Here is a 23,880-nt window from a genome sequence, read left to right as displayed (position 1 = left end):
CCTCAATGGTAGGGCTGAATTACGTTATTATCCCGGTTCGTTACAGCGCTTAAAGCAGAATCACACCCAAGCCCCAGAAGGGCCGGGTGTGATTCTGCAGCAGCAAAAGTTCTACTTTTCCTCAAGCAACAGCTTGCGGTTCTTGATGGCCCAGAACGCTGCGTAGAGGAACACCTGGGTCGGGACGAACAGCAGGATCACGCCGAAGATCTTGTGGCCGCCGAGCACCATGAAAAACCCGAGCACCGCGACAACCAGCGCGAGCAGCGGGAAAAGCATGTAGCCGAGGACGAACAGGGCATCTGAGTGCTGTTTGAGATCAGCGAGGTATTTTTTCATGGGATGTTAACTAGTCCTTTTCGCGGATCCAGGTTTCAAAACGGTAGCGGGTGCCGGTACCGGACTTGTGCCATTGGTTCTCCGGTCCATCCAGTCCCGGGTCGCTGAGCCCCAGGGCAAAGTCCTCGGGGAGCTGCGGCGCGCTGGTATCTCCCTGGACCTCCAGATCGAGCTTGGTGATCACTGCCAGGTCCAGCAGCTGAAGCGATTGGGCGTAGACCTTGCCTCCGCCGATCATCCAGATTTCCCGGCTGCCCTCACAGGTCTTGGCCAGGGCCAGGGCTTCGCCGAGGTCCGCGACCGGCAGCGCACCGGCATCGCGCAACGCCTGGTGCGACTCGGCGCGGGTGGTCAGCACGATGTTGCTGCGTCCGGGCAGCGGCCGGAACTTTGGCGGAAACGACTCCCAAGTGGCGCGGCCCATGATGACCGGATGGCCGGCGGTGATCCTCTTGAAATGGGCTAGGTCTTCCGGGACATGCCAGGGCATGGTTCCCTGGTTGCCGATGATTCCGTTGTCCGCCTGGGCCCAGATGGCGCCAACCAGCGGCGTGAGGTTGGCGGTGTGGCGCGGTTCAGGCGTCATACGGCGACGGTCCCCTTGATGGTTGGGTGGTGCTTGTAGTCGTTGACCACGAAGTCTTCCAGAGTGTAGTCGAAGACTGACTCCGGCTTGGACGCGAAGTCGAGCGTCGGGTACGGGTACGGCTCGCGGGAGAGCTGTTCGCGCACCTGCTCCAAGTGGTTGGTATAGATGTGCACGTCGCCGCCGGTCCAGATGAACTCACCCGGTTCCAGGTCCAGCTGATGGGCGAGCATGCGGGTCAGCAGCGCGTAGGAAGCGATGTTGAACGGCACGCCGAGGAACATGTCGGCGCTGCGCTGGTACAGCTGGCAGGACAGCTTGCCGTCGGCCACGTAGAACTGGAAGAAGACATGGCAGGGCGGCAATGCCATGTTCTCGATTTCGGCGACATTCCAGGCCGAGACGATGTGGCGGCGGGAATCGGGGTTGCTGCGCAGCGAGTCGACCAGCTGGGAGATCTGGTCGATCTGCCCGCCTCCGGGGGTGGGCCATGAGCGCCACTGGACGCCGTAGACCGGCCCCAGTTCGCCGTCCTCATCAGCCCATTCGTTCCAGATGCGCACGCCCTGGTCCTGGAGCCACTTCACGTTGGACTCCCCGCGCAGGAACCACAGCAGTTCTGCAGCGACCGAGCGGAAATGCACGCGCTTGGTGGTGATCAGCGGGAAGGAATCGGCCAGGTCGAAGCGGATCTGGCGGCCGAAGACCGACAGCGTGCCGGTTCCGGTGCGGTCTTCCTTGGCGGCGCCGTTCTCCAGAACGTCGCGAAGCAGGTCTTCGTATGGGGTAGGAATGCTCACCCCACCAGTTTAGTCCACCGGCGAACGGCGCCGGAGGTCCCGTGGCGTATCCCACGACGCCCCGGATAACGAAGCTTCAGCCCTTGACGACCATGCCCTGGTACTCCGGGTAGCGGCGCAGGTAGTCCTGCACGTAGCTGCACTCGGGAACGATCTTGACGCCCTCGTTGGCCAGCCGGTCCAGTACCAGCGTCACCAGCGCCCGGGCGTAGCCGCGGCGGCCGAATTCCTCGTTGACGATGGTGTGCTGGATGGTGACCACGTCGTCTTCGCGGTGGTAGCCGATGAAGCCGACATAGGTGGATCCGTGCCACAGCGAGAAACGCCCGCGGTCTTCGTCATGGTCCAGGCGCAGACCCTGGTGCACGATCTTCTCAACCGGTTGCTGGGGCTGATTTGCACTCATGGCTTGGCCTTTCTCTGGGTGACAAGAGCCACTCGGGATTCTTATTAAACAGTCATAGTCGCATTTGTGCGCAGATGCAACGACGGGCATCCTCGCGGCGTGAGGAGCCGGGGATGCCCGTCCGCCGGGTGCGGTGCAGCGGCGCCGGCGATGGTGTCAGTCGTGATACGGGGTATGGACTTCCAGGGAGATGATCCGCGGATTCGCGCCGGGTATCTGGTGCGCCACGATCACCCCTCCGGGATCGAGGAAAGGATCCTTGGCGGGGAGCACCTCGGCGATTGTCGCCGAGGTGCTGCCCTTGAGGACCTTCAGCACTGTGGGAAGCACCGGCCGGTGCGTGCACAGCACCTGGGAGCGGTTCTTGTCCAGGAGTTTCTGCACCGCCTTCGCAGCCCGCTTCGGGTGCCGGGTGGCCGCATGCTCGGTGACCGCCCGCACGGAGCTGAGCTTCAGCTGGTTCGCCGTGACGTAGGGCGCGACGGTCTGCACGCAGCGCATCCACGGCGAAGACGCGACATGCCCCGGGGCCCAGGCTTCCAGCAGTCGCGAGACCGCCTGGGCCTGGCGGCGCCCGGTGGCCGCCAGCGGGCGGTCGCCTTCGGCACGGGTCCACTTGCTGCGCGGCTTGGCCTTTGCGTGGCGGACCAGGATGAACGGCTTGGCCTCCAGATGGCCGGCCTTGTGGGCGGCGAGCAGGTCCTGCAGCGGCGCGGCGTCCGAGGGGTTGGTCAGCATGCCGATGGCCTGCTTGGGGGAGACCCAGCGGACCTCGTCGCATTCGGATCCGTCCGGGATGACCTCGGCTTCGTGGTGCGTGGCGGCCGCCCAGTAGTAGACGACCTTGGCGCGCTGCTTCACCGAGTACGCGGTGGCCGCCAGCGGCAGGCCGAGCGTGATCTGCAGCCCGATCTCCTCGTGGACTTCGCGCACCGCGCATTCGGCGATGGCTTCGCCGTCGTCCAGCTTGCCCTTGGGCCAGGACCAATCGTCGTACTTGGGGCGGTGGATGACCAGCACCCGCAGCTTGCCGTGCTCCAGCCGCCACGGGATGGCCCCCGCGGCGATGATGTCGAAGTGGCCCAGGCGGATTTCCTCGGCATCGGATGAACGATGCAGTTCCAGCACCCGGTCAAGGGCGCGTTGGACATTCGAATCGGCCACTAGCTGTTTCGCCCGCTATTTCGCCGCTGGGCGTGGTCCTGGATGAGCCAGAACTGGACATCGGAGAGCGGGTTGCCGTCCTCGTCCTTGTAGTGCCGGTCCCACTTGCCGTCCGAGTGCAGATGCCAGGAGGAGGTCCCGTCGTCCATGTAGCGTTCCAGCAGGCTGATCATTTCCTCGATGTCCTCCGGCTGCCCCAGGGAGACCAGGGCTTCCACGCGGCGGTCGAGGTTGCGGTGCATCATGTCGGCCGAGCCGATGTACACGATCGGGTTCCCTGCGTTGGCGAAGGTGAACACGCGGCTGTGCTCCAGGAAGCGGCCGAGGATCGAGCGGACCCGGATGTTCTCGCTCAGCCCCGGGACGCCCGGGCGCAGGGCGCAGATGCCGCGCACGATCACGTCGACCTTCACCCCGGCCTGGCTGGCGCGGTACAGCGCGTCGATGATCGCCTCGTCGACAATCGAATTGACCTTGATGACCACCTTGGCGTCGACCCCGGCCTGGGCGTTGCGCACTTCCTGCTCGATGTGCGCCAGCAGCCCGGTGCGCACCGAACGCGGGGCGACCAGCAGACGCTTGTAGGTGGAGCGCGGGGCGTAGCCCGAGAGCTGGTTGAACAGCTTCGAGACGTCCTCGCCGACCTCCTCGTCGCAGGTCAGCAGCCCGAAGTCCTCGTAGTAGCGCGCGGTGCGCGGGTGGTAGTTTCCGGTACCGATGTGGCAGTAGCGGCGCAGCTTGTCGCCTTCGCGGCGCACCACCAGGGAGAGCTTGGAGTGGGTCTTCAGGCCCACGATGCCGTACACCACGTGCACGCCCGCCTGTTCCAGCTTGCGCGCCCAGGAGATGTTCGCCTGCTCGTCGAAGCGGGCCTTGATCTCCACCAGCGCCAGCACCTGCTTGCCTGCCTCGGCCGCGTCGATCAGCGCATCGACGATCGGCGAGTCGCCGGAGGTGCGGTACAGGGTCTGCTTGATGGCCATAACCTTCGGATCCGCCGCGGCCTGCTCCAGGAAGGCCTGGACCGAGGTGGAGAAGGAATCGTAGGGGTGGTGCAGCAGGATGTCGCGGCGGCGTACGGCGCCGAACACGTTGGCTGCCTTGGCGGTTTCCGACTCGTTCAGGAACCGTGAGGTGTGCCCCATGTGCTTGGGGTAGTGCAGCTCGGTGCGGTCCAGCGAGGCGATGACGCCCAGGCCGCGCAGGTCCAGCGGGGCGGGCAGCTTGAAGACCTCGTCCTCGTCGATACCCAGCTCCCGGGAGAGCAGGTCCATGATCTGCGGGTTGATGTCGTCAACCACCTCCAGGCGCACCGGAGGGCCGAAGCGGCGGCGTAGCAGCTCCTTTTCCAGGGCCTGCAGCAGGTTCTCGGCGTCGTCTTCCTCGACTTCCAGGTCCTCGTTGCGGGTGACGCGGAAGAAGTGGTGCTCCACGATTTCCATGCCCGGGAACAGCTGCTCCAGGTGCACGGCGATCAGGTCCTCCAGCGCGATGAAGCGTGCGGCGCGGTGCGAGGAGTGGGCGGCGCGCGGGCCGTCTATGCTGACCAGGCGGTCGATGGTGTCAGGCACCTTCAGGCGGGCGAACAGCTCCTTGCCGGTCAGCGGGTTGCGCACCACCACGGCCAGGTTCAGCGACAGGCCGGAGATATAAGGGAAGGGGTGGGCCGGATCCACCGCCAGCGGGGTGAGGATCGGGAAGACCTGGGCCATGAACCACTCGGAGAGCAAGCTCTGCTCGGAGGCCGAGAGCTCGTCCCAGCCGGTGATGCGGATGCCGTGCGTGGCGAGGTCGGGGGAGACCGACTCCGAGTAGACCCTTGCATGGCGGGTCTGCAGCTCGTGCGCCGAGTTCAGCAGCAATTCGAGCTGGTCCACCGGGTTCATCCCGTTGGCCGCCGGGACGGCCAGGCCGGTCACGATGCGGCGCTTCAGGCCGGCGACGCGCACCATGAAGAACTCGTCCAGGTTGGAGGCGAAGATCGAGAGGAAATTGACGCGTTCAAGCAGCGGCAGGTCGACGTCCTCGGCCAGTTCCAGCACCCGCGCGTTGAAATGCAGCCAGCTCAGTTCCCGGTCGAGGAACCGCTCGTTCTCGAAACCCCCGTCCGGATGGAGGTCGGGCAGGAGTCCTGCCGGTTCGATCCGGTCTTCATTGACCTTGGATGAAGGGACATCCCTCAGTTGTGCCGGGGGCTGCTTGGGGGTGGTTGTCATCTGCTGAACTCACTTCTTCCTGCAGGTGGAGGCCATCTTCACCGTCGGCTGGCAGTCCGGGAAAATCCCGGACTGCCATGCGCTATCAGTCTATCTGTTCGGGGCCGTACATGATGTCTGCGGACCATAGCGTGAAGCCGAGCGACCGGTAGAGCTTGACTGCCGCCTCGTTCTCGGCGTCCACGTACAGCAGCACCGACCCGACCCCCTGCTCCAGAAGGTAGTTGATGCCCACAGTAGTCAGCGCGCGGCCCAAGCCCAGGCCCTGCGCCTCGGGAACCACGCCGACCACGTAGACCTCGCCCATCGGGCGGATGTCGTCGGCGCCCGCCGGATGGATCTTGGTCCAGTGGTAGGCGATGAGCTGGTCTTCCGGGTCGAAGGCCAGGAAGAAGCCCTGCGGGTCGAACCAGCTCTCGTTCATGCGCGCATCGAGATCGGACAGGGTCAGCGAACCCTGTTCCGGATGGTGCGCGAAGGACTTGGCATTGGCTTCAAGCCAGGCCGACTCGTCCTCGCCGACGCGGAAGCTGCGCAGCGTCAGCCCGCGCTGCAGCGGCGTCTCTTCCAGAGAGTCGGTGCCTTCGCGGCGCATCCGGTACAGCTCGCGGTTGCGCGACAGGCCGATCGAATCGGCCAGCTTGCGGGCCGCTGCGTGGTCGCCGTGCGCCCAGGTCAGGATCTGGCTCAGATCCAGTTGTTCGCCCAGCCTCTGCAGCAGCTGGCGGCCGATGCCGTGGTTGCGGAACTGGGGGTGGACCACCAGTTCGACGATCCAGCGCCGGGATATCGGGTCGTCGATCGCGACGATGACGCCGCTGAGCTGGGCTTCGGTTCCCTCGCCCGACGAGGCCAGCAGCGTGATGACGTTCTTGCCGGAGGTTTCCGAGCCCAGTGCGACCAGCGTCTGGTCGCTCAAGGGCGGATTGCCGTCCTCCTGCAGCGCGGCGGCGGCCAGGTCTCGGACCTCGGCCAGCGAACTCTGTTCCAGCTCGCCGAGGACCTTCTGAATGGACACAGTTTTCTGGGGCAGCTCGTTCATGCTCTCAGGTTATCCGCTGGATGACCTGACCCGCCAGAGGCCCTGTCATGTTAGGCCTCGTTGTGGAACCGGTAGCCGACATTTCGCACGGTGCCGATCAATTGTTCGTGGTCGGTGCCCAGTTTCGCGCGCAGCCGCCGCACGTGCACGTCCACGGTGCGGGTGCCCCCGTAGTAGTCGTATCCCCATACCTCGTGCAGCAGCTGCTCGCGGGTGAATACCCGGCCCGGGAACTGCGAGAGGTACTTGAGCAGCTCGAATTCCTTATAGGTGAGGTCCAAGATCCGCTGGTCGATCTTCGCGGTGTAGCTCAGCTCGTCGATGCGCAGCCCGGAGCGGTTCTGCGGCGCTTCCGCCGGGGCGGCGGGCTCCGGCACGGCGGAGAGGAGCAACCGGATGCGGGCCTCCAGCTCGGCGGGGACCGCCGTGGGCAGGATGAAGTCCGCGGCATGCCATTCGGAGTTCAGGATGCTCAGCGCGCCCTCGCTGGCCACCAGCAGCAGCGGAAGCTTCAGCGTTGCATGGATGACCTGCGCCAGCGAGCGGGCCGCCACCAGTTCGGTGCGGGCATCGAGGATGACCGCGTCGCATTCGGAAACCTGGCTCAGGGACTGCGTTTGCGCCGGGAGGCACTGGATCTGATGCAGTAGTAGTTCGAGCGCCGGAAGCACTTCAGCTTCGGACTGTCCGTTGTTCGTCAGGAGCAGCAGGTTCGCCACAGCGGTCTTCCTCCTGCCAGATAGATGCGAGAAAATCGTTTTTACGTGTCAAAGTATAGAGAATGGAAGAGTCTAAGCTCGCATGTGAAGTCACAAGTGCGCATAAATTACCGTCAGGAATTCTGGTTTGAGGATCAAGGTATTAATAAGCGGTCTGCTGGCTTCGGCCCTGCTCCTGGGAGCGGCCAGCCTTCACTCCGTCGAATGGGCGATGGGCGCTGTCGCGGTCATATTGCAGCTCGCGTTCGCCTACACCTGGCCCCGGCTAATCCGCGCTGAAGCGCCATGGCCGCTGACGGTCATCCTGGCCGTGTGCTCGCTCGCCTCGACCGCGGCGGTGCTGTTCATGCCGGGCGTGTCGCCGATGTCCCATGGCGTCGAAGTCATTGCGGTGGGCGTGCTGCTGGTGTTCATCAGCCAGGTGCTGCGCGGGGCCGAAGCCGAGGGCCGCATGGCCGGCACGGTCAGCGGCATCACCGGCGTGGTCATGGCGGTTCTCGGTTCGGCCTGGGCCGCCGCCGGAACCGTGAACTTCGGGTTCGCGCTGACCCTGGTCACCGTCATCGGGCTGGCCGGGGCCGGCCTCGTAGCGATGACGCGGTTGCCCAACCGCATCACCATGTTCCTGGCGCCGCTGGTATCGCTGGTGCTCGGCGCCATCGCCACCGCGCTGCCGCTGGGGATGCACATTGTTGAAGGCGTGGTGCTGGGCCTGCTGGTGGGAATCCTGGTCAGCGCCCTGCGCGCCCTGGCGCTGTCCACGCGCAGCGTGCGGAACCTGACCGGCGTGCTGGGCCTGTCCAGCGGGATCGTCCTGCTCAGCGGTGCCGCCAGCTGGTACGCCCTGGATTTGATGGTTTTCAGCTAGCGGATCGCACCGCTTGCAGCACCGAAGCCCGGGCTGCGTCACGCAGGTCGCGGTTCATGCAAAGCTCGCGCTAAGATGAAGCCATGAATGATAACTTCCTTGCACTCGAAATTTTCTTCCAGGCTCTCGTGGTCATCGCCGGACTGGGAATGGCGGGCTTCGCCGGACTGGTCGTCAAGCGTCTTTTCCAGGGCCAGAAGTAGCAAACAGCGCACACAATAGCGTGTGCGCTGTTTTTGTTTCACCAACGACTAAGGAGCGAGTGGTCCATGGCATTTGCCCTACCGACTGACCTCACCCCGGAACTCGTGCCTTTCGCCTGGCTCATTGGAACCTGGGAAGGCATGGGGCGCCTTGGAGAAGGCGAAGCCGAGGACGAATATTTCTGGCAGCAGGCCACCTTCAGCGACGTCGGCGGCCCCTACCTCGAATACCGCAGCGAATCCTGGCTCACCGACGCCGAGGGCAACAAATTGCGTCTGCTTACCGTGGAGACCGGTTTCTGGTCCCTGGATCGTGAGCAGCTCGAAGCCGATGCCGGTCCCGGCATGATTCCAGGCGACGTGTTCCCGGTGCTGCGTTCGGCGGATGACGTGCAGCAACTGCACACCAAGGACGGATTCAAGATCCAGGCGCATATCGTGCAGCCCGGCGGCATCTCGGAACTGTACTACGGCCTGATCGACGGTCCGCGCGTCCAGCTGGCCACCGAAGGGCTGTTGCGCAGCAAGAACGCCAAGCAGTACGCCTCTTCAACCCGCATCTACGGGCTGGTCAACGGCGAACTGTTCTGGCGCTGGGACGTGTCCATGGGGAATCTGGAACTCAAAGCCCATGCGTCAGCCGCGCTGAAGCGTGTTGCCGCGGACGAATCAACGAAGTAGCCATGACTGAAACTTATCGTTCCCAGCTGCTACAGCGCGATGGCGCCGTGGAAGCCGGGGGAGTGGACGCAGGGGTTGCCGCGCACTACGGCGCGCCGACCCGCGAAGCCCGACGATTGTTCGAGGGCGAAGCCATCGCCGACCTGTCGCATTTCGACGTCTTGGAAATCACCGGAGTCGATCGTCAGAGCTGGCTGAACACCCTGAGCACCCAGCAGACCACCGCGCTCAAGCCGGGAGACAGCAGCCAGGCGCTGCTGCTCTCCATCCAGGGACGCATCGAGCATGAGATGAAGGTGCTGGTCGACCAGGAGCGCCTGCTGCTGATCGTCGAGCCCGGCAGTGGACCGGCGCTGGCGGAGTTCTTGAACTCCATGCGCTTCATGCTCCGCGTCGAGGTCAACGACCTGTCCGCCACCCACGGGGTGCTTGCGGCCACCCGCCGCATTCCCACCGCAGGCGAGCTGGTCTGGACCGATCCGTGGCCTGGAGTCGCCGAGGGCGGCTGGGCCTACTCGCGGGACGAGCACCCGGGCGCCGAGCGCCCGTGGCTGCTGCACGTCATCGAGCTGGAGAAGCTCGGCGAGGCGGTGGGCGAGGAGCAGCTGGCCGGCATGATGTCGGTGGAGGCCCTGCGCATCGCCGCCTGGGAGCCGCGCTTCGGGGCGGAGATCGACGACAAGACGATCCCGCATGAGCTGGACTGGCTGCGCACCTCGGTGCACCTGAACAAGGGCTGCTACAAGGGCCAGGAAACAGTAGCCCGCGTGCACAACATCGGGCACCCGCCGCGCCGCATCGTGTTCCTGGATCTGGACGGCTCCATGCACACGCTGCCGGCTTCGGGGGCCGAGATCAAGCTCGGCGACCGGGTTGTCGGCAAGGTGACCTCCGCGGCGCTGCACTACGAAGCAGGGCCGATTGCGCTGGGCGTCATCAAGCGCAACGTGGACCCCGGCGAAGTGCTCAGCGTGGTGGATGGAGACAGCGTCTACCCCGCCAGCCAAGAAGTCATCGTGACCCCGGACGCCGGACAGGTGGCCGGGCGGTTCACCGGATTCCTGCGCACGCCGCCCGCCAAATAGGAGGCCGGCGAAACAGCACGAGCCGTGAAGTCTTCAGGGACTCCACGGCTCGTGCGTCGTTTAAGACGTTGCAGGCGCGACGGGTCAGCCGAAGAGGATCTTCGCCTCGTTGTAGCGCTCCATCGGCACCCGCTTGAGGTTGTTCAGGGCCGCGCGCATCGGCACGCGGTTGATCTTGGTTCCGTGCAGCGCCACCATGGTGCCCCACGCCCCGTCGACGACCGAATCCACCGAGGCCATGCCCAGCCGGGTGGCCAGCACCCGGTCGAAGGCGGTGGGCACCCCGCCGCGCTGGATGTGGCCCAGCACGGTGGCGCGGGTCTCGATGCCGGTGCGCTCCTCGATCAGCGGGGCGAGCATCTCGCCGATGCCGCCCAGCCTGGCGCGGCCGAAGGTATCAAGGCCGCGCACGGAGAAGGCCTCTTCCATGCCTTCGGGCACGAAGCCCTCGGCGACGACGATCAGCGGCGCGCGGCCGCGGTCGTGGGCCTCGTTGACCCACTGGCAGATCTGCTCCATGGTGGTGGAGACCTCGGGGATCAGGATGGCGTGGGCGCCGGAGGCCATGCCCGCATGCAGCGCGATCCAGCCCACGTGCCGGCCCATCACCTCGGCGACCATGCAGCGGTGATGCGAGTCGCCGGTGGTGCGCAGCCGGTCGATGGCCTCCACGGCGATCTGGTTCGCGGTGTCGAAGCCGAAGGTGTAGTCGGTGGCGTCCAAGTCATTGTCGATGGTCTTGGGCACGCCCACGATCGGCAGCCCGGCCTCGCACAATCGCTGCGCGCCGGCGAGGGTGCCCTCGCCGCCGATGGCGATCAGCGCGTCCACGCCGTTGTCCTTGAGCACCGCGGCGATGTTCTGCGGTCCGCCGTTTTCGCCTTCGAAGGCGTTGGTGCGGGAAGTGCCCAGGATGGTGCCGCCCTGCTTGGAGATGCCGCGCACCGCGGTGCGCGGCAGCTCGAAGAAGTCGCCTTCCTTCACTCCGCGCCAGCCGTCGCGGAAGCCGACGAATTCATGGTCGTAGCTCTTGATGCCGTTGAGCACAGCACCGCGGATCACTGCGTTCAGGCCCGGGCAGTCGCCGCCCGAGGTCATGATTCCAATGCGCATTTACCCTCACTTGGTCATGATGGGACCGAACCTGCGGCGGTGCGTGGGGGACGGGAAAATCGCTTGCCCCGTGGGGCAGCGCTGCAGGCAATCCATCTGGATGTCATTCGATATCCGCGCGCCATTGAGCATCGAGTTTGAAAAATAGTCTACGTGCTTAAGCCCACAAGGGCGAGTTTGCGGACCATGGGAGATCCGCAAACCCGCCCCGGGTTGCTGCGCCGCCTCAGGCGGTGCCGGCTAGAACTTCCTGAGCCATTTCTGCAGGATGATGCTGTCGTCCTGGGCCGGGATGAGCAGCCAGGCCACGATGTAGGCGCCGATGCCGAGCACCGGCAGCAGGAACGAGACCAGCATGATGATGCGCACGATGGTGACATCCCAGCCGAACTTGTCGGCCAGTCCGCCGGCTACGCCGCCGGCCATGCGGGCCGGGCCGCGGCGCAGCGGGATTGATCGGATCGAGTTGAAGAACTTGTCCATGTTCGGGCTCCTGGTTTTCGGGTTGGAAGACTAGTAGTTGGGGTTGGCAGGGGGTGGAAGCTCGTCATCGCGGTTGCCGCGCTTCATGGCTGAAGCGATGCCGGAAACGATCATCACGATACCTGCCAGGGCGATCAGCGAGATGAAGAACAGCGGGGTGTCCAGCGTCCAGTCGAAGATCGTGTTGCTCAGCGAGACCACGGCGACCACAACGAGAATGAGTCCGAAGACCAGGGTTCCGGTGGGGAACTTGGTCTCCCGGGTTGGTTTGGAATTCATGTGTCCATTCCTTAGAACTGCGGATTGGTGGCGTTGCCGGGGCCGGTGGATACCGTTGACTCGAAGCTGGAGAACACTCCGTCGATGTCCACGGTGAGGGTCGGTGCGTCGGCCGGCAGCTGGCGCAAGTCCTGGGGCAGCTGGCCCTCGAGGTCCGAGATGAAGACCCCGTCGCTCTTGATCTTGACCGGAACATTGTCAGGGAGTTTCAGTTCCAGCTTGGAGAAGACCGAGGAGACGTCAACGGTGGTATCCGAGGTGATGTCCTGCTTGTCGGTCAGGTCCAGGGTTGAGTTGCTGAAGACGGCGCTGTACGAATGGTCCGAACCATCGGTGTGCACCATCGACTGGTGGCCCGACGCGAGGTTGCTTCCGCCGAAGATGACGGTCAGCACCAGCAGCGGAATGGCCAGCCCCAGCAGGCCCCCGCTGGTGCGCTTGGTGGCGGAGATGAGGATCAGGCTCAGACCCACCAGAAGCAGCCCGCAGGCCAGGGCGACGGACCAGCCGTTGCCGGGCAGCTCCACGACGTTCAGGTAGTCGATGCTGAGCACCGCGGCGATCACCAGGACAGTCAGGCCCACGATGGTGGTGGCGATCCAACCCGGTACCGGAGGGGCCAGCCGCGCCCGGCGGGCTTCCTTGGCCTGCTTCGACGGGTTGGGCCGCGGCGGGTAGGCCTGGTGCTCGAACGGGGTGGTGTAGTCCGCGTCCGGCCGCGAGGTGGAGGCCGAGCCCTCCTGCGGTCCGGAGGGACCCGGTTTCTCAGATTCCATGGTGTGCTCCTCAGAAGCCGAAGTGGATGTCTGCGTGAAGTCGAATTGATCGGCGCCGGCAGGTTCATGCCCCGGAACACTTGCCTGCGCGCTGAAAGACGTGTTTTCCGAACGCCAGGTTTTTTCAACCACGGTGCCGGTCAGGGTTTCCCCTGAGCCCTGGGCCGTGTGCTGCGTGGTCCCGGCAGGTGATGAATCCTCCGGGGCCGGCCGGTAGGTAGCGCCGGGCCGCGAGCCGTCGTATTTGGTGTTGCGGCGCTTGAAGATCAGGAAGACGATGGCCGCGACGATGGCGATGGGCCACAGGATCGGGGCCAGCGAGTCCAGGAACCAGGGAGCGGGGAAGATGCCGAGCACCACGGTGATGAGCGCGCCGGTCATGCCGCTGGTCCATTCCTTGTTGATGGCGCGTTCCAGATGGATGCGGTCCTCGGTGTCCGGCAACAGCGCCCAAGCGATGCCGTAGAGCACCAGTCCCAGGCCGCCGAGGATGCTCAGGGCCACCAGCACGCCGCGCACCAGCACCACGTCGATGCCGAAGCGCTCGGCGATGCCCGCGGCGACGCCACCGATCCATTTGGATTCCTGGCGGACGATCTTCAGCTTGCGCATCTGGGCGAAGAATTTGTCTTCATGGCCCGGGCTCTGGTTCCTCATGCTTCAATTCTGGTGCAGAGGGAGCCGTACCCGCTATGAGGGGCTACCCTGATTTGTCCCTAGGGGTGCCCCCGGTTGTGCTCAGAACGCGGCTGAACCCGGCGATTCCATGCTTGACTTAGAAGCATGGCAACCCCTGAACAGCGAAAATTCATCGTGCGCAGCGAGAACCGGTTCATTGCCGGCGTCTGCGGGGGACTGGCCGAGCATCTGAACATACCGGTCAGCTATGTGCGCCTGGCATTCCTGGCGCTCAGCGCCCTGGGCGGCGTGGGCTTGCTGCTGTACGGGTGGCTCTGGGTCTTCACCCCCAGCGCGGACGAAACCCAGGCCGACGAGCTGCGTTCCTGGGGCGCCAAGAACCGCACCCTGGCCGAGGAGATGGCCCGCGTGCAACAGGGCCTGTTCAACGGCCGGGAGAACGCGGTGTCGCTGAGCCGTTGGCGGGACGCGCTGATCGGTGCGGGCCTGCTCGCGCTGGCGGTCCTCGCCCTGGGCCAATGGGCAGGCTGGGACTTCCGCTGGGACCTGATCTGGCCGGTGATCGGCATCCTCGGCGGCATCCTGCTGGCCTGGATGCAGATCGACCGCAGCGCGGTGCAGCCGGACCGCAAGATCAACGCCACCCTGGTCATCCGGCTGGCCCTGGGCCTGGTGCTGGTGGTCGGCGGGCTGCTGGCCATCCTCAGCGGCACCGTGGCGGTGGCTGACCTGCTGGGCGGGTTCTGGGCGGCCCTGGCGATCATCGCCGGCGCCGTGGTGGTGCTGCTGCCCTGGGGCGCGAAGCTTTGGCGCGACTACCTGGCCGAGCGCAGCAACCGGCAGGCCACCGCGCAGCGCGCGGAATTCGCCGCGCACCTGCACGACTCGGTGCTGCAGACCCTCGCGGTGATCCAGAAGCGCAGCGAGGAGCCGGCCGCGGTGCGGACCCTGGCCAGGGTGCAGGAGCGCGAGCTGCGCCAGTGGCTCTACGGCGAACAGCACCTGGACGCCGAAGACGTGGTGGTCGAGATCCAGAACGAGGCGGAGAGCATCGAGCAGCTGATGCTGCGCGACATCGACGTGGTGGCCGTGGGCAACGGGCAGGGGTTCGCCGGGCAGCAGGCGCTGGTGGCCGCCAGCCGGGAAGCCATGATGAACGCCGCGAAGCACGCCGAGGGCAAGATCTCGGTATATGTCGAATGCTCGCCGGCGCAGGTCGAGGTGTTCATCCGCGACCGCGGCGCCGGGTTCGACCTCGGCTCGATCCCCGAGGACCGGCACGGGGTGCGCGAATCCATCCTCGGGCGCATGGAACGCGCCGGCGGGGCCGCGCGCATCCGCAGCGGCCAGGACGGCACCGAAGTACAGTTGAGCATGCCGCGTGGCACTGAGCAGGAAGAACAGAGGGCATCATGAGTGAAACCACCGAACAGACCTACCGGGTGGTGCTGGTTGACGACCACGCCATCTTCCGTTCCGGGCTGCGCGCGGATCTTGCCGCGGACCTGCAGATCGTGGGCGAAGCCGGCAGCGTGGAGCAGGCCATCGAGGTGATCGAGCGCGAGCGCCCGGACGTGGTGCTGCTGGATGTCCACCTGCCTGGCGGCCGGGGCGGCGGGGGCGCGGAGGTGCTTGCCTCCTGCGCGCACCTTTTCTCCCAGACCAAGTTCCTGGCGCTGAGCGTTTCGGACTCGGCGCAGGACGTGGTGCTGGTAATCCGCTCCGGTGCGCGCGGGTACGTCACCAAAAGCGTTTCGGGCCAGGAGATCTCGGATGCGGTACGCCGGGTGGCCGGGGGAGACGCGGTGTTCTCCCCGCGCCTTGCAGGCTTCGTGCTCGACGCCTTCGGCTCCTCGGTGGCGTCGGGGCAGATCGACGAGCAGCTGGACCTGCTCACGGACCGCGAGCTGCAGGTCATGCGGCTGATCGCCCGGGGCTACAGCTATAAGGAAGTGGCCAAGGAGCTGTTCATTTCGATCAAGACCGTCGAATCGCACGTCTCCAACGTGCTGCGCAAGCTGCAGCTGTCCAACCGCCACGAGCTGACCCGCTGGGCCGTGGAGCGCAAGATCCTCTAGATGCCGGAAACCAGACAAGCCGAGGCGCCAACCTTTCCAGGTTGGCGCCTCGGCTTGTGTGGTGTTGGAAACCTACTTGGCTTCGCCCAGCAGCTTGATCATGCGGTCGACACCTTCGGCCAGATCAGCGTCGCCCAGTGCATACGACATCCGGATGTAGCCCGACGGGCCGAATGCCTCGCCCGGAACCACGGCGACCTCGGCCTGCTCCAGGATGAAGGCGGCCAGCTCGGCGCTGGTGTTGTTCACGACGCCGCGGATCTCGCGGCCCAGCAGGCCGCGGACATCCGAGTAGGCGTAGAAGGCGCCGTCCGGGGTCGGGCAGTGCAGGCCGTCGATGGTGTTCAGGCCCTCGACGATGGCCAAGCGGCGGCGGTTAAAGGCGGTCTTCATCTCGTTCACGGCATCCAGCGGACCTGCCACGGCGGCCAGCGCGGCGCGCTGCGACACGTTGGCGACATTCGAGGTCGCGTGCGACTGCAGGTTGGTGGCGGCCTTGATGACGTCGTTCGGGCCGATCATCCATCCCACGCGCCACCCGGTCATCGCATAGGTCTTGGCTACGCCATTGAGCACGACCACGCGGTCTTCGAGCTCCGGCACCAGGGTGGTGATGGAGCTGAACTGCGCATCGCCGTAGGTCAGGTGCTCGTAGATCTCATCGGTGACAACCCACAGGCCGTGCTCCGCGGCCCACAGGCCGATCTCCCGGACCTGCTCCGGGGTGTAGACGGCGCCGGTCGGGTTGGACGGGGAAACGAAGAGCAGGATCTTGGTGCGCTCGGTGCGCACGGATTCCAGCTGCTCCACGGTGACCTTGTAGCCCTGCTCCGGGCCGGCAAAGATCTCCACCGGCTTGCCGCCGGCCAGCTGGATGGCTTCAGGGTAGGTGGTCCAGTACGGAGCCGGGACGATGACCTCGTCTTCGGGATCCAGTAGCGCGGCGAAGGTGTTGTACACGGCCTGCTTGCCGCCGTTGGTGATCAGGACCTGGGAAGGGGCGACCTCGTAGCCAGAATCTCGCAGGGTCTTCGCTGCTACGGCTTCACGTAGCTCGGGAAGTCCGCCGGCAGGAGAGTAGCGGTGGTTCTTCGGATCGCGGGCTGCCTGCACGGCTGCCTCGACGATGTAATCCGGGGTTGGGAAGTCAGGCTCACCAGCGCCGAATCCGATGACCGGGCGTCCTGCGGCCTTCAGGGCCTTGGCCTTGGCGTCAACGGCGAGGGTTGCGGATTCGGAAATTGCGCCGATGCGGCGAGAGATTCTAGACATGGAAGATTTCGTCCTGAAGTCAACGATGGTTGGTGATGCTTCTAGTCTAGATCCCGCGGGCGCGCTTCCCGCGCCGAACTGGAAAAATGACCTCTCACGACCAGTCCAGTGGTGACGAAAATGCGTTATGCGCCACACTGCATCTGTCCAGTTCGACATTTTGGATTTCGTTGCGTAAAGTTATTTCTCGTTGCAAAGACATCGCAACGGACAAGGCATAACGCTGAATCCGACAAGATTATGCAACGGAGCATTCAGCTCTAAAGGGTAGTGGCGCAATTGGTAGCGCAGCGGTCTCCAAAACCGCAGGTTGCAGGTTCGAGTCCTGTCTGCCCTGCGCAGTAGCGATCTATCGCTCAGCGAGAATCTCACGTCACGGTGTGTTGTGGTCAGAACGGCTGCGGCACACCGTGATTGTTTCAACTGGCCAAAAAATTGAAACGAGGAACAACGTGACAGAGGCTGTAGTGAACTCGGGCAAAGGCAAGCAGAAAAAGGGCATCTTCGCCCGCATCATGCTGTTCTTCCGCCAGGTAATCGGCGAACTGAAAAAAGTCGTCACACCAACGCGCAGCGAACTCGTGAACTACTTCTTCGTTGTTCTTGGCTTCGTCGTGGTGGTCATCGCGATCGTCACAGCGTTAGACTTCGTCTTCGGGCAGGGATCGATCCTCCTGTTCACCCGGCAAGTAGAACAGTAATTTGATTGCCTCGGCGGTATAATCGCTCCGAGGCAATTTTAGTGTCATCCAGTCAAAGAAAGCAGGATCCGCAGTGTCCGACAAGGAACTCGAACCGCAGATTAATGACGAGGTCGAAAACGAGTTCGTTGAAGCCACCGGCGATCAGGTGGAGGCAGCTGAAGAAGCTGCAATCGACGAAACCGAAGAGGCAACCGCAGCGGTTGACGAATCCTTCGAGGCCCTCGTTGCGGACGTGGATGCCGATGACGCGGACGCCGAGGAAGAAGCTCCAGCAGAAGAGGACGCTGCCGACAAGGTAGCCAAGCTCAAGGAAGAATTCCGCACGAAGCTGCGCCGTCTTCCGGGCGACTGGTTCGTAATCCACACCTACGCAGGTTACGAAAACCGCGTGAAGGTCAACCTCGAAACCCGTATCCAGACTCAGGACATGGAAGATTTCATCTACGAAATCCAGGTTCCGATGGAAGAGGTCGTCGAGGTCAAGAACACCCAGCGCAAGATCGTGCGCCGTGTGCGCATTCCGGGCTACGTCCTGGTGCGCATGGAACTGACCGACGCTTCGTGGGGTGTTGTTCGACACACCCCAGGCGTCACCGGCTTCGTGGGCAACGCCCACGATCCGAACCCGCTGAACCTCGATGAAGTGTTCTCCATGCTGGAGCACACCGTGCTCGACCCGGCCGAGCAGCCAAACGCCGCGAAGCCAGGCCGCGCCCCGATTACCGAGGTCACCGTGGACTTCGAGGTCGGCGAATCGGTCATCGTCAACGATGGTCCGTTCGAGACCATGCCGGCTACGATCTCCGAGATCAAGCTGGAAGCCGCTCAGTTGGTTGTGCTCGTTTCGATCTTCGAACGCGAGACCCCGGTGACTCTGAACTTCAACCAGGTCACCAAGATCCAGTAGTATTAAGTCTTCGTGCCCCGCTTCGAGTGCTTTCGATGCGAGGGCGCGTTCGGCTGTCGCGCCACGATAGCCACAACCCGCACCACGCTCCTGTGCTGCGGGAACTGCAAGAGTAGAAGGACCCGACATGGCCCCAAAGAAAAAGGTCACCGGACTCATCAAGCTGCAGATCCAGGCAGGTGCTGCTAACCCAGCTCCTCCAATCGGTCCTGCACTTGGCCAGCACGGCGTCAACATCATGGAATTCTGCAAGGCTTACAACGCTGCCACCGAGTCGCAGCGCGGTAACGTGATTCCAGTTGAAATCACCGTGTACGAAGACCGTTCGTTCACTTTCATCACTAAGACCCCACCTGCAGCTGAGCTGATCAAGAAGGCTGCCGGCATCGCCAAGGGCTCGGGTGTTCCGCACACCAACAAGGTTGCAAACCTGACCCAGGCACAGGTTGAGGAAATCGCCACCTCCAAGATGGCTGACCTCAACGCAAACGATCTGGCTGCAGCAGCCAAGATCATCGCCGGCACCGCTCGCTCCATGGGCGTGACCGTAGAAGGCTAATAACGCCTTCGGTCATTCGCCCCATGGGTGAAGGACACTCAAGAATTCAAGAAATGGCGATAAGTTCACCCGGACTTTTCGCCCGTGGCAGGACCCAGCGCGGTCCACATGACCACGACTGCATAAGGAGATAACGCAGATGGCAAAGCGCAGCAAAGCATATGTAGCCGCCGCGGCTAAGATCGAGGCTGACAAGTTCTACGCTCCAGCCGAGGCAATCGCCCTGGCCAAGGAGATCGCTGGCGACAAGACCCACTCGACCGTTGAGGTTGCATTCCGCCTGGGTGTCGACCCACGCAAGGCCGACCAGATGGTTCGCGGTACCGTGAACCTGCCACACGGCACCGGCAAGACCGCCCGCGTGGTTGTTTTCGCCAACGGTGACAAGGCTGAGGCAGCCCGCGAAGCCGGCGCCGACTTCGTTGGCTCGGACGACCTGATCGAAAAGATCCAGGGCGGCTGGACCGACTTCGACGCAGCGGTTGCTACCCCGGACCTGATGGGCAAGGTTGGCCGCCTAGGTAAGATCCTCGGCCCACGTAACCTGATGCCAAACCCTAAGACCGGCACCGTGACCATGGATGTGGCCAAGGCTGTTACCGACATCAAGGGCGGCAAGATCGACTTCCGCGTCGACAAGCACTCGAACCTGCACTTCATCATTGGCAAGGCTTCGTTCGATGCCAAGCAGCTGACCGAGAACTACGCAGCTGCACTGGATGAGGTTCTGCGTCTGAAGCCTTCGGCTTCGAAGGGCCGCTACATCTCGAAGGCCACCATCGCTACCACCTTCGGTCCAGGCATCCCTGTTGACTCGAACGTAACCCGCGTTGAGGCCTAAGCTTTAGAGCTTATTTAAGCCCGCGGGCTCCATCACTGATCGTGATGGTGCCCGCGGGCTTTTGCATTCCCCGAGGGCATCCGCTGTTGTGCAAGCAACCTCCCAAGGTCGATCACAGGGCTGCCCCGGCGCCGTGGGTCCAGGGGAGCGGGAGAAGCCAGGCGTCGGGCCGGCCAGGAAATGGGCGGCCAAATCAAGTGCACCCTCACCCAGACGCGCCCGCAACAGGGCACGGACCTGGGATGAATCTCCGAGTGGGTGCATCCAGAAGTGGACTTTCGTGATGAGCCTCCCGGGCAGTGCGATACGCGGGGAATCGAGAGGAACGCGGACGCTGGAAACCCTCCTCAAAGCGCTAAAATCGGCCACGCTCGCATAAACATGCAAATGCGTTCAATTTTTTTCATCATGCGTTTAACCCCGTAATTTCGCGGATCTTGGAGTGTCAACCCCCGAAAACATGGGAAATTCATTGGAATTTGCCAGCTTACGGTTCTGTGTCATGGGCAAGAAATGCTACCATTGAAGCACTGATTTATTCAGCGGTGTCTGCATGGGACCCCCAAGACTATGCAGGCGCTGGGTGGGTAAGTTTCCCCAAAGCTTACTCATCGACAAGTAGCCTGTATCTAGCGTCCCCCAAGTGCTAGATGCAGGCCTTGTCTTTTTAAGCAGCGGTGCAAGTGGGCGGTATCACGCCTCGACGATACCGCTGAATTTGGAAGAGGGCGTGATGCGTGCCTACAATAGAAATACCGAAGACCGTCGGTTGAGCATTTATGCTCCTAAAGGTCCGCAAGGACGACCAACGCAGGTTTCATAGATTTGATTTGACTTGAATGAGTTGAACTGCCCTGTGCTCCTGCGCGGGGCCTTTTTTATGGCCTCGCCGGTTATGAAACGGTACCGAACAAATCCCCGGAAGGAGTGTTATGGCAACCCCGAGCAAGACTGCAGCGATTGAAGAGATCACTGCTGACTTCAAAGATTCGTCTGCGGCTGTCTTGACCGAATACCGTGGGCTTACCGTTGCACAGCTCAAGGATCTGCGCCGCTCGCTTGGTCAGGAGACCAAGTACGCCGTTGTGAAGAATACCTTGACCGCTATCGCAGCGAAGGAAGCCGGCATCGAAGCATTCGATGACCAGCTTTCCGGTCCGACCGCTATCGCCTTCATTAAGGGCGATGCAGTTGCTGCCGCAAAGAGCCTCACGGAGTTCGCCAAGGCCAACGACAAGCTGGTTATCAAGACCGGTTGGTTCGAAGGCAAGGCACTTGATACGGCCGGCATCGCAGCCTTGGCTGCGCTGGAATCGCGCGAGACTCAGCTGGCACGTGTTGCTGCCGTGCTGCAGGCTCCAGCTTCCGCTGCTGCCCGCGTCGTCGACGCCCTGCGTGCAAAGCTCGAAGAGAACGGTGGCGCTGCCGCCGAGGAAGCCCCGGCAGAAGCCTAAGCTTTCGAGATTCTCTCGCAACGTAACCCATATTCATAGGCCGCAAGGCCAAAACCGAAAGGACGCCGACCATGGCGAAGCTCACCAACGAAGAGCTGCTTTCCGCATTCAAGGAAATGACCATCATCGAGCTTTCCGAGTTCGTTAAGGAATTCGAAGAGACCTTCGACGTTACCGCTGCTGCTGTTGCAGTTGCAGGCCCGGCTGCCGGTGGCGAAGCCGCTGCTGAAGAGCAGACCGAATTCGACGTAGTCCTGGAGTCGGCTGGCGACAAGAAGATCGCAGTCATCAAGGAAGTTCGCGCAATCACCTCCCTGGGTCTGAAGGAAGCTAAGGAGCTCGTTGACGGCGCTCCTAAGGCTCTGCTCGAGGGTGTTGCCAAGGACGCTGCTGAGAAGGCTAAGGAAGCCCTCGAAGCTGCCGGTGCAACCGTTACCGTTAAGTAAGTTACGCGGTCACTCGCAACTTATTACCAAGGGTCCACAGATTTCGATCTGTGGGCCCTTGGCCGTTAACTGAATGATTTCTTAGAAATAGATTTATAACGTTTCTATTAACAGCGTTTTTATAGGTTCAGTGTTTAAAGTTGGAGGCGTGCCAAACAGCGATACCATTCAGCCGCGTCAACCGGCCCCGCGCTTGGGATTACTGGACGGTCTACGCATCACCGCAGCCGTGGTCGTAGTCCTCTACCACTACACCGCATGGGGCCACAATTTCTGGGGTCAATATGCCCCCGATACTTGGCCGGTGCTCTCGACGGTCACCCGGTACGGCCAGATCGGCGTACAGCTGTTTTTCCTGATCTCCGGCTTCGTGATCCTGATGTCGATGCAGGGCAAATCGGTCATCCAATTCATCGGTTCGCGCGTAGGCAGGCTCTATCCCGCTTATTGGGTTGCCGTGCTCGCGGCAGCGCTGCTGTCTTTCGTCTTCTGGCCATCGATCGCCGACGGACGCACTCCGGCGGACATCTTGCCGAACCTGACCATGATGCAAACGGCGTTCGAGGTGCGGCATCTGGACGGCGTGTATTGGACGCTCTGGGTCGAACTGCGCTTCTACATCCTGCTTGGCATCATGCTCTTGTGCGGCCTGGTGAAGAACAAGTCGATCATGCTGCTCTCGGTGCTCTGGCCTGCGCTGGGCCTCTATCTGCACTTCACCAGCTACGTGAAACTCCAGGACTGGATCGCCGGCCCCTACGCCGCGCTCTTCGCCGCAGGCATGGTGCTCTACCTGATCTACCGCGATGGCCACAGCCTGCTGCGCTGGTTTGTCGTGGCATTCAATACCGTGATCGCGGCCTACTTCACCGGCTTGAAGGGCAGCGAAGACGCGCTGCAACTGTCGAACATGCACGTTCCCGCGTGGCACTTCCAGGCGCTGATCGTGCTCTGCGTTGGCCTGCTGGCGCTGTGCACGCTAACGCCGCTGAAACATATCCGAGCCAAATGGCTTGCCGTTGCTGGTTCCCTGACCTTCCCGCTCTACCTGTTCCACCAACTGTGGGGATGGTGGATCATCGAGCAGCTGCATGGCCAAGTGAACAAGTACGTCCTGCTGACCGGCACCGTTGCGGTGCTGATGCTGTGGTCCTATGCTGTTGTGCGATTCATCGAGAAGCCGCTGGGCCTGCGCCTGCGCAATGCAACGATCGCCGGCCTGACCAAGGCCAAGACCGCCACGCAGAAAATATTCGCGAAGCCTCCAGTGGCTATTCCGGAGTCGAAATATCAGCAATCGTGGCCTCAAAGCCGCTGACCAGATCCTGGGGATCCACCAGCAGGCCGTGCAGCGGATCCCCGCTGCCCATGGCCACGCGCTCGGGAACCGGATCGGCGAAGACGCTCGCATCGATGATCACCGGCAGTGCCGTGTGGGAGCCGAAGGGCGTAATGGTGCCGCGCACGAAATGAGTGACGGCCAACGCGGTCTCGGCATCGGGCAGCGAAAGCTTGTTGACCCGGAGCACCGCGCGGATCTTCGCCCAATCCAGTTTGCGGCCGCCCGGGATCAGGGCGAAGACGAATGAATCGTCCGATCGCTTGAGCACCAAGGTCTTGAGCAGATGCCCAGGTACCACACCCAGAAGTTCGGCGGCTTCCTCAAGGGACGTCGCCGCTGCCCGGGGAACGATGTCGATCGGCACTTCGCGGCGTGCTGCATCCAGCAGAACGCGGGTCATTGCTTCCGACGACTTCAGATCCGACATTGAAAACCCCTCATCACGTGACCGGCCCGGTCGCAGTGCAGGTGGGCAGCGCTGCGACCGCGGCATGCTTATAGCTGAGCCTAGTGCAGAAGATCCTGGCAGGCGGTGTTTGCCAACGCGACACTTGATGCCGCGCCGATTCCCGGATCGCGGGAGTACCCGTGGGATACGGCCACGGTGGGGGATAGGCAATGCAGCGGTGCGGGTGCTGAGCGGGCGCCTTCGGGCAGAAGCAATTTCCGTCAATCGCAGAAACTGCGCTCATTTTGAATCCGGAGCGCAAGATCGACGGCCTCGTTAAGCCCCTGTGACTAATCGCACGTAGGTACGGCACTCGAATTTTTCGGCCATCAGGCGTGAACTAGCTCATGCCCTCGCGGTGTAATTCGCAGGGAAAAAATGCCGGTATCATCTGGGAAAAGTCCCTGCCCGGGGAAGCAGGGCGACGCTG

At 63.1% G+C, this 23,880-nt stretch carries 26 protein-coding genes and 1 tRNA gene; 13 read left to right on the top strand and 14 right to left on the bottom strand.

The features are described from left to right. Positions 1–111 precede the first annotated feature (111 nt). The 8 genes from RF641_RS10315 to RF641_RS10280 all read right to left on the bottom strand — a co-directional run bounded on the left by RF641_RS10315 (position 112) and on the right by RF641_RS10280 (position 7,272). The gene (locus tag RF641_RS10315) at positions 112–339 is read right to left on the bottom strand and encodes an NF038396 family protein (RefSeq protein WP_047119709.1); all 228 of its coding nucleotides are present in this window, start codon (positions 337–339) and stop codon (positions 112–114) included. Between the two features lie 10 nt (positions 340–349). After that, positions 350–925, bottom strand: coding sequence for a dihydrofolate reductase (locus tag RF641_RS10310; RefSeq protein ID WP_424573112.1), 576 nt, complete (start codon positions 923–925; stop codon positions 350–352). Next, complete coding sequence (locus RF641_RS10305) at positions 922–1,725, bottom strand: thymidylate synthase (RefSeq protein WP_424573111.1); 804 nt, start codon at positions 1,723–1,725, stop codon at positions 922–924. The genes RF641_RS10310 and RF641_RS10305 overlap by 4 nt, the downstream gene beginning before the upstream one ends. Positions 1,726–1,801: 76 nt before the next feature. Continuing rightward, positions 1,802–2,131, bottom strand: coding sequence for a GNAT family N-acetyltransferase (locus RF641_RS10300; protein ID WP_047119706.1), 330 nt, complete (start codon positions 2,129–2,131; stop codon positions 1,802–1,804). Positions 2,132–2,287: 156 nt separating this feature from the next. Further along, positions 2,288–3,295, bottom strand: coding sequence for an NUDIX hydrolase (locus RF641_RS10295; RefSeq protein ID WP_286163405.1), 1,008 nt, complete (start codon positions 3,293–3,295; stop codon positions 2,288–2,290). Then, a complete protein-coding gene (locus tag RF641_RS10290) occupies positions 3,295–5,511 on the bottom strand; it encodes an RNA degradosome polyphosphate kinase (RefSeq protein ID WP_047119705.1) in 2,217 nt (738 codons plus the stop codon). The genes RF641_RS10295 and RF641_RS10290 overlap by 1 nt, the downstream gene beginning before the upstream one ends. 85 nt (positions 5,512–5,596) lie before the next feature. Further along, on the bottom strand, positions 5,597–6,553 hold the full coding sequence (gene mshD / locus RF641_RS10285; protein ID WP_424573110.1) for a mycothiol synthase: 957 nt from the start codon (positions 6,551–6,553) through the stop codon (positions 5,597–5,599). A gap of 50 nt (positions 6,554–6,603) precedes the next feature. After that, positions 6,604–7,272, bottom strand: coding sequence for a response regulator transcription factor (locus RF641_RS10280; RefSeq protein WP_053798539.1), 669 nt, complete (start codon positions 7,270–7,272; stop codon positions 6,604–6,606). A 127-nt stretch (positions 7,273–7,399) separates the two neighbouring features. Between RF641_RS10280 and RF641_RS10275 the strand changes: the two genes are divergently transcribed. The 3 genes from RF641_RS10275 (at position 7,400) to ygfZ (ending at position 10,109) form a co-directional block, all read left to right on the top strand. Then, a complete protein-coding gene (locus RF641_RS10275) occupies positions 7,400–8,140 on the top strand; it encodes a hypothetical protein (protein ID WP_147407166.1) in 741 nt (246 codons plus the stop codon). A 269-nt stretch (positions 8,141–8,409) separates the two neighbouring features. After that, complete coding sequence (locus RF641_RS10270) at positions 8,410–9,024, top strand: FABP family protein (RefSeq protein WP_047119701.1); 615 nt, start codon at positions 8,410–8,412, stop codon at positions 9,022–9,024. Positions 9,025–9,026: 2 nt separating this feature from the next. Continuing rightward, on the top strand, positions 9,027–10,109 hold the full coding sequence (ygfZ, locus tag RF641_RS10265; protein ID WP_183043079.1) for a CAF17-like 4Fe-4S cluster assembly/insertion protein YgfZ: 1,083 nt from the start codon (positions 9,027–9,029) through the stop codon (positions 10,107–10,109). Between the two features lie 84 nt (positions 10,110–10,193). Here the strand turns inward: ygfZ and RF641_RS10260 are convergent, their stop codons facing one another. The 4 genes from RF641_RS10260 to RF641_RS10245 all read right to left on the bottom strand — a co-directional run bounded on the left by RF641_RS10260 (position 10,194) and on the right by RF641_RS10245 (position 13,417). Then, complete coding sequence (locus RF641_RS10260; protein ID WP_053798537.1) at positions 10,194–11,222, bottom strand: 6-phosphofructokinase; 1,029 nt, start codon at positions 11,220–11,222, stop codon at positions 10,194–10,196. Positions 11,223–11,462: 240 nt separating this feature from the next. Then, positions 11,463–11,705, bottom strand: a complete 243-nt coding sequence (locus RF641_RS10255; RefSeq protein WP_047119699.1) for a PspC domain-containing protein — start codon at positions 11,703–11,705, stop codon at positions 11,463–11,465. Between the two features lie 30 nt (positions 11,706–11,735). Continuing rightward, complete coding sequence (locus tag RF641_RS10250; RefSeq protein WP_047119698.1) at positions 11,736–11,984, bottom strand: hypothetical protein; 249 nt, start codon at positions 11,982–11,984, stop codon at positions 11,736–11,738. 11 nt (positions 11,985–11,995) lie between these two features. Next, entirely contained in the window at positions 11,996–13,417 is a 1,422-nt protein-coding gene (locus RF641_RS10245) for a PspC domain-containing protein (RefSeq protein ID WP_053798536.1), read from the bottom strand. Between the two features lie 126 nt (positions 13,418–13,543). Between RF641_RS10245 and RF641_RS10240 the strand changes: the two genes are divergently transcribed. Further along, the gene (locus RF641_RS10240) at positions 13,544–14,815 is read left to right on the top strand and encodes a PspC domain-containing protein (protein ID WP_424573109.1); all 1,272 of its coding nucleotides are present in this window, start codon (positions 13,544–13,546) and stop codon (positions 14,813–14,815) included. Next, positions 14,812–15,477 (top strand): LuxR C-terminal-related transcriptional regulator, encoded by a 666-nt coding sequence (locus RF641_RS10235; RefSeq protein ID WP_113607441.1) that lies wholly within the window; start codon positions 14,812–14,814, stop codon positions 15,475–15,477. The genes RF641_RS10240 and RF641_RS10235 overlap by 4 nt, the downstream gene beginning before the upstream one ends. A 72-nt stretch (positions 15,478–15,549) precedes the next feature. Here the strand turns inward: RF641_RS10235 and RF641_RS10230 are convergent, their stop codons facing one another. After that, a complete protein-coding gene (locus RF641_RS10230; protein ID WP_424573108.1) occupies positions 15,550–16,749 on the bottom strand; it encodes a pyridoxal phosphate-dependent aminotransferase in 1,200 nt (399 codons plus the stop codon). A gap of 264 nt (positions 16,750–17,013) precedes the next feature. Between RF641_RS10230 and RF641_RS10225 the strand changes: the two genes are divergently transcribed. From RF641_RS10225 to RF641_RS10190, 8 genes are all read left to right on the top strand, one after another. After that, positions 17,014–17,086, top strand: a tRNA-Trp gene (locus RF641_RS10225). A 115-nt stretch (positions 17,087–17,201) separates the two neighbouring features. Beyond that, positions 17,202–17,450: a preprotein translocase subunit SecE gene (gene secE / locus RF641_RS10220; RefSeq protein WP_047119693.1), complete on the top strand. Its 249-nt coding sequence runs from the start codon at positions 17,202–17,204 to the stop codon at positions 17,448–17,450. Positions 17,451–17,523: 73 nt separating this feature from the next. Then, entirely contained in the window at positions 17,524–18,360 is an 837-nt protein-coding gene (nusG, locus tag RF641_RS10215) for a transcription termination/antitermination protein NusG (protein WP_424573107.1), read from the top strand. 127 nt (positions 18,361–18,487) lie between these two features. Continuing rightward, entirely contained in the window at positions 18,488–18,919 is a 432-nt protein-coding gene (gene rplK, locus RF641_RS10210) for a 50S ribosomal protein L11 (protein WP_047119691.1), read from the top strand. Between the two features lie 139 nt (positions 18,920–19,058). Further along, on the top strand, positions 19,059–19,760 hold the full coding sequence (gene rplA / locus RF641_RS10205) for a 50S ribosomal protein L1 (protein ID WP_047119690.1): 702 nt from the start codon (positions 19,059–19,061) through the stop codon (positions 19,758–19,760). Positions 19,761–20,692: 932 nt separating this feature from the next. Beyond that, a complete protein-coding gene (rplJ, locus tag RF641_RS10200) occupies positions 20,693–21,214 on the top strand; it encodes a 50S ribosomal protein L10 (protein ID WP_047119689.1) in 522 nt (173 codons plus the stop codon). 71 nt (positions 21,215–21,285) lie between these two features. After that, positions 21,286–21,660 carry a 50S ribosomal protein L7/L12 gene (gene rplL / locus RF641_RS10195; RefSeq protein WP_047119688.1) on the top strand — a complete coding sequence of 125 codons (375 nt, stop codon included), beginning with the start codon at positions 21,286–21,288 and terminating at the stop codon, positions 21,658–21,660. Positions 21,661–21,808: 148 nt separating this feature from the next. Beyond that, positions 21,809–22,978 carry an acyltransferase family protein gene (locus RF641_RS10190; protein WP_424573106.1) on the top strand — a complete coding sequence of 390 codons (1,170 nt, stop codon included), beginning with the start codon at positions 21,809–21,811 and terminating at the stop codon, positions 22,976–22,978. Here RF641_RS10190 and RF641_RS10185 read toward each other — a convergent pair. Next, a complete protein-coding gene (locus RF641_RS10185) occupies positions 22,932–23,429 on the bottom strand; it encodes an aminoacyl-tRNA deacylase (RefSeq protein WP_082123944.1) in 498 nt (165 codons plus the stop codon). The two genes, RF641_RS10190 and RF641_RS10185, sit on opposite strands and share 47 nt — an antisense overlap. Between the last annotated feature and the right edge of the window lie 451 nt (positions 23,430–23,880).

The sequence above is a fragment of the Arthrobacter sp. 'calajunan' genome, assembly GCF_046940185.1.
Lineage (GTDB): Bacteria > Actinomycetota > Actinomycetes > Actinomycetales > Micrococcaceae > Glutamicibacter > Glutamicibacter soli.
The sequence above is the reverse complement of the archived record's forward strand: the minus strand, read 5'-3'. Positions and strand labels throughout refer to the sequence as shown.